This is a genomic window from Pseudoalteromonas sp. (assembly GCF_041613455.1).
GTDB lineage: Bacteria > Pseudomonadota > Gammaproteobacteria > Enterobacterales > Alteromonadaceae > Pseudoalteromonas.
Genome location: NZ_JBFJHD010000278.1, coordinates 1 through 3,344 on the forward strand (window position 1 = coordinate 1; position 3,344 = coordinate 3,344).

Genomic DNA, 3,344 nt, shown 5'->3' on the forward strand with positions numbered 1-3,344 from the left:
CTTTAGCGATAGGAATAATGTTGGCCTGCGTATTAAGTGTGGTTAAAATTGTGCGCAGCGTGTTTAGTTGCGCTGCGCTCACTAAGTCCGTTTTACTAATTAAAATAACATCGGCAAATTCCACTTGATCGACCAATAAGTCTGCGACACTGCGCTCGTCGTCTTCGCCAAGAGATTCGCTGGTGTCTTGTAGGTCGTGCGCTTGTTCATAATCAGTTAAAAAGTTAACTGCGTCGACTACGGTCACCATAGTGTCGAGCGTGGCAATGTCAGCAAGAGCAACGCCGTGTTCATCAGCAAAAGTAAAGGTTTCAGCAATGGGCAGTGGCTCTGAAATACCGGTCGACTCTATTATTAAGTGATCAAAGCGGCCCTGTTTAGCAAGTTTAGTCACTTCGATAAGTAGGTCTTCACGCAAAGTGCAGCAAATGCAGCCATTACTCATTTCCACCAGCTTTTCTTCACTATGATTGAACGACACAGCATGCTTAATGGTATTGGCATCAATATTGATTTCGCTCATGTCGTTCACGATCACGGCGATTTTTTTGCCTTGGCGATTATTCAGAATATGGCTCAGTACCGTGGTTTTACCGGCCCCTAAAAAGCCTGATAATACGGTGACGGGCAGTTTGTTTATCATGTTATTGCGTCTAGTAATGTGTATTTAATGGTATGTTATATTGTATCAATTAAAAGTTCCAGTCAATCTGTTGGTGAAATATTCTAGTGAAATATCTTATAGGGGAGGGGGAGCACCGCGTGAGCGTAAGCTCGGTACAATAAAAGTTATCGCGGTAATCAAGCGTATAGCACCTTGCTAAAAGCTGACTCCGTTTATGGCTTGATACAGCAAAACGCCCCAAAGATGGGGCGTATTAGATGAGTGAGCTGATCAGTTGAGTTAAGTTAGTTTCTTAGTGAGCCACATGCCGGCGATAACGGCGGCAAAAAACAGTAAAAACTCTGCTTTTAATGACACCAGTTGTACCAAACCAGGCCCTGGGCAAATGCCACTTAATCCCCAACCTAAACCAAATAATATTGAGCCGGCAATTAAACGAGCATCAATACGCTTTAAATTAGCAAGAGTGAAGTCACTGGCAAACAACGGCTTATCTTTTTTAGCCACCCAATACCAAGCCAACATCATAACCCCCATAGCGACGGCCATGACGATGATTAAACTGCCATCCCAGTTTTTATTAAAGGTTAAAAAGTTAAGCACTTTATCTGGGTTAGTCATCTGGCTAATAATTAAACCTAGGCCAAATACAAAACCAAGTAGTAATGTTATTAATGCTTGCATCAAATCACCCCACTAAATTTGCAGTGAGCACAGCGACCAGCATAAATACACCGGTTGCTACCCATGAGCGTGCAGAAAAACGTGACATACCACACACACCGTGGCCACTGGTGCAGCCATTGGCTAACGAAGTGCCCGCACCAACTAATAGCCCCGCAACAATAATTAGCCACCAGGGTAAATCAAGCTCGCCTACCAGCCATTCAGGCGCAGCAATTTGCACGACCACGCCGGCTAATAGCAGCCCAATAACAAAGCTATATTGCCAGCGCGCACTGTGCGCTAAAGGGGTGAAAATAGCTTTTACTAATCCAGAAATTCCCGTTACTTTGCCATATAACACCAGCATAAATGCACTGGCAAGGCCAATCAGCCCGCCGCCTATTGCCGCTGCTAAGGGGGTAAATTCAGTTGTCATTGTTTACAAGCTCCACGCTATAGAGAGCCCCATTCCGCTTTGATTCATTGAAATAGCAAGCTCTTGATTTGGTGCTAAATAGTTTGCACCAGTTACTGTTTCGGTAGGCGAGTAAAATAACATAGCATTGAGCGTTAAGCTATCAGATAGGCTGTGGCTTAAGCCTGCCGTAAAATGCCACTGCTGTACCCCAGGCGCTAAAATATTAAACAATACTTCAGAGTCTGGAATGGGTTGCTCACCATAAGATACACCAAAGCGAATTTTTTGTTGCTCAGTACGCTGCCATTGGTATCCTAATTTGTATACCGACATATCTTGCCAGCCAAAGCCGGCGCCGGCATCACTGCCCAGCGGCGCCGACATAATGTTGCTGATAGGATTAGCAATGCTGCTAACTTCACTGTAGTTAATTTTTTGCCAATCTAACACTAGTTGCTGAGTGGCGGTTATTTGCCATGCTGCGCCGATTTGGTAGGAGCTTGGTAAGTCAAAGCCACCTTGTTCGGCAAATAATCCGCTATAGTCATCAAACTCATCCATGCTGACGGCTGAACGATAGCTTGCGCCCCAGCTAAGTACTGGGTTAATTTGTTGGCTTATCCCTAACTGCACACCAAAGCCGGTGCTGGTATCAGTCCCGTTTCCCGATACGCTGTTAGGCGATTGCGAAAACGCGGCAAAGTTTTCTAGTCCTTGTGCTGCAAATTGCTGCACCACATAAATAGGCGCGATGCCTACGCGTGTGTTTGGAGAAAGTGTGTAGCTTAATGTTGGACTAATAAATAATTGCTTTAAATCGACTCCGGCAGTGCCTGAATAAAAAGTTCCTTCTGGCTGCGACTGCGCAGGGTACTCGGTATTCATGCCGCCATTGGCGTACACCACAAAGCCTATATTAACGTGCTCATTTAGCTGATGACCAATGGCAAACTCAGGGATAGCAAAAATTGAATTGTCGCTTTTTTTCGTTTCAGGCTGTAAATAAAACGCCCCTGGGTAGTATTGATCGACTGCAGCTGCGCTATATTTGCGATCTGGTGAAAACAGTTCAACACCCACCGACACTTCTGTGCCGTTCACCACTAAAGTAGCTGGGTTATTGGCCGCCGACATCAGCTCTTCAGAGAGTGCAACACCGGCACCGGCCATGCCCTTGTGGGTCATGCCGTAACCATGCGTAAAATAACCATTGGTGGCAAACACCGGCGATGACGCCAGTGCACAGCTCAGCGCGATGCTGGAGAATAGTTGCTTTTTCATTTAAAAAGACTCCCTAGAATATATTGCGCGCACCATAACGAAACTTATATATTCTAAAAAGGAATTTAAAGCGCTTACATATAACCAGAAGTAATGAAAACGCGAGTAGCAACCCACGGCTTGTACCTGCCAAGCTATAGCCGCAATAACCAAGGTTGCGCTTATTTTGTTTAATCTCAAGTGCTTCGGTGATGCTGTAACTAGCCGTTACTATTAGCATTCACTTTAAGCTTGAATAAAAAGTACAAATGCCGGATACTGTTTTTATATACAGTTATGGCGATGTTATGAAAATAGAATTACCAGCTAAATATTACTTAGCACACTTTGCAGAGCTTATTGAGTTTGTAACCA

At 44.6% G+C, this 3,344-nt stretch carries 4 protein-coding genes; all 4 read right to left on the minus strand.

Annotated elements, in window-relative coordinates:
• On the minus strand, positions 1 to 643 hold a 643-nt coding region (locus ABYB02_RS15840; RefSeq protein WP_372763359.1), incomplete at its 3' end, for a GTP-binding protein.
• Between the two features lie 261 nt (positions 644 to 904).
• Positions 905 to 1,309: a DUF6691 family protein gene (locus ABYB02_RS15845; RefSeq protein WP_372763360.1), complete on the minus strand. Its 405-nt coding sequence runs from the start codon at positions 1,307 to 1,309 to the stop codon at positions 905 to 907.
• 4 nt (positions 1,310 to 1,313) lie between these two features.
• The gene (locus ABYB02_RS15850; RefSeq protein WP_372763361.1) at positions 1,314 to 1,727 is read right to left on the minus strand and encodes a YeeE/YedE family protein; all 414 of its coding nucleotides are present in this window, start codon (positions 1,725 to 1,727) and stop codon (positions 1,314 to 1,316) included.
• Between the two features lie 3 nt (positions 1,728 to 1,730).
• The gene (locus ABYB02_RS15855; RefSeq protein ID WP_372763362.1) at positions 1,731 to 2,990 is read right to left on the minus strand and encodes an OmpP1/FadL family transporter; all 1,260 of its coding nucleotides are present in this window, start codon (positions 2,988 to 2,990) and stop codon (positions 1,731 to 1,733) included.
• Positions 2,991 to 3,344: the final 354 nt, after the last annotated feature.